Source organism: Saccharopolyspora sp. NPDC002686 (assembly GCF_040295745.1).
Taxonomy (GTDB): Bacteria; Actinomycetota; Actinomycetes; order Mycobacteriales; family Pseudonocardiaceae; genus Saccharopolyspora; species Saccharopolyspora oryzae.
This window is the reverse complement of record NZ_JBEOVY010000627.1, coordinates 1-1,797: the sequence shown is the minus strand read 5'-3', so window position 1 is coordinate 1,797 and position 1,797 is coordinate 1. Positions and strand designations below refer to the sequence as shown.

Annotated in this window: 2 protein-coding genes and 1 pseudogene; all 3 read right to left on the bottom strand. The window is 68.9% G+C overall.

Features of this window, described 5'->3' with window-relative positions; all coding sequences use genetic code 11:
- Window positions 1-117: 117 nt before the first annotated feature.
- The gene (locus ABTZ89_RS38420) at window positions 118-1,302 is read right to left on the bottom strand and encodes an MFS transporter (RefSeq protein ID WP_351054355.1); all 1,185 of its coding nucleotides are present in this window, start codon (window positions 1,300-1,302) and stop codon (window positions 118-120) included.
- 66 nt (window positions 1,303-1,368) lie between these two features.
- Entirely contained in the window at window positions 1,369-1,539 is a 171-nt protein-coding gene (locus ABTZ89_RS38415) for a ParB N-terminal domain-containing protein (protein ID WP_351054358.1), read from the bottom strand.
- Window positions 1,536-1,797, bottom strand: a pseudogene (locus ABTZ89_RS38410) (hypothetical protein); the annotation flags it as partial. The gene ABTZ89_RS38415 and the pseudogene ABTZ89_RS38410, both read right to left, overlap by 4 nt.

Sequence of the window (1,797 nt, the reverse complement as noted above, 5' to 3'; positions counted from 1 at the left end):
GTCCTGCCCCGCCGCCGCCCCCCCCCCCCGGCCTGGTTGCTATATTCACTTTTTGTTGGGGTGGGGGGGGTCGTTTGTGGTAACATGTGTTCGAACACTGTTACGCACTCACGACCGTCATTCGGACGCTGAGCGCAGGTTGCGGACTTCGGGGACGGTGAGGACGGCTGCGGTTGCGATGACGATGCTCGCCGCGGTGATCAGCAGGGCGGACTCGTCGCCGAGGCCGGTCGCGACGGGACCGATCAGGGCTGCGCCGATGGGCATCGCGAGGAAGGATCCCAGCGCGTCGTAGGAGTAAACGCGCGCCAGCCGGTCCTCGGGGATGTTCTGCTGCAGCGCGGTTTCCCAGGCCACGGCGAACTGCTCGATCGCGATCCCGCTGATGAACATCGCCACCAGCAGCAACCAGAGCACGGGCGAGACGGCGAGCACCACCAACGGGATCGCGTCCAGCACCACGACCGCGCACCCGAACAGCAAGGCGCGCTCCGGGGACCACCGAGCCGCGATCAGGCCGCCGCACAGCGCGCCGACCATCTGCACGGCCAGCACCAGTCCCCACGCGCCTCGCCCGACGGTGTCCTCCGCGATCTTCGGCCCCAGCACGTTGATCCCGCCGACGACCGCGGCGTTGACCACCAGGAACTGGAGCACCACCGCCCACACCCACCGCCGCGAGCGGAACTCCCGCCAGCCTTCCCGCAGTTCGGCCCGGACCGAAGCTCCGCGTTCAGCGACCGCCGGAACCCGGATCCCCGCGAAACAGGCGGCTGCGACGGCGAAAGCCGCGGCGTCCACCGCGAGTCCCCACCCCGGGCTCGTCACGGCGATCAGCAGTCCACCGGCCGAGGTTCCGGCGATCATGGCGCCGGTGGTGCCCATCCGGGCCAGCGCGTTGGCTGGACGTAGCACGTCGACGGGCACCGTCTGCGGGATCAGCGCGGAGGACGCCGGCAACGCAGCCGCTGCAGCCGCCCCGTTGACCACGCTGAGCAGGGCCAGCAGCGGCACCGTCGCGAATCCCTGCAGCACCGCGACTGCGACCAGACCCTGGCTGCCCGCGGCCAGCAGGCTCGCCCCGGTGAGGACGTGCTGCCGGGGAAACCGGTCGGCGAGCACCCCGCCGAACAGCAGGAGCAGCACGTTGGCCGCGGACCGGCAGGCCACGATCAGCCCGATCTCGGCAACCGACCCCAGCCCGTCGAGCACCGCGAACGCCAACGCCACCGGTGCGATCGCGTTCCCCAGGTAGACGATCGTCCGGCCAGCGACCAGGTAGCGGAAACTGCGATGCCGCAATGGTTCGAGCACAACGGGCAGCAAAGCAGACCCAGCGCCCGCACCTGGACATATGACTCGAAACCGTCAGGAGATCCCGTGGGCCCGCTTGTACTCCAACAGGTAGGCGAGCTTGCCAGCGTGGCGCTGCATCTCGGCCCAGAATTCGTCCGGCGAGAGCGCGCTGAGGTTCGCCACCACCCGCAACCGGACGTGCATGTTCTGACCGCCATCGGGCGTTTCCGCGAAGCTGGTCAGGGTGTGGCGCCCGTCGGTGAGGTACGGCTGACCCCGGGCCCGATCACCGCGGTCTTCATCGCCGCAGTGCTGTCCGAGGTCTCCTCGCCGCGCGGCAGCTCGCAGGTGAACGATCCCGGGTCGTCCAGCCGGGCGCCGGGCTCGACCGAGACCGCAGGCGGGAACCGCAGTTTCAATTGAAACTGCAGATCCCACCCACGACGGATCACAGTTTCAATTGAAACTGCGGAACCAGGGTTCACACCATCGTGCCGTCTA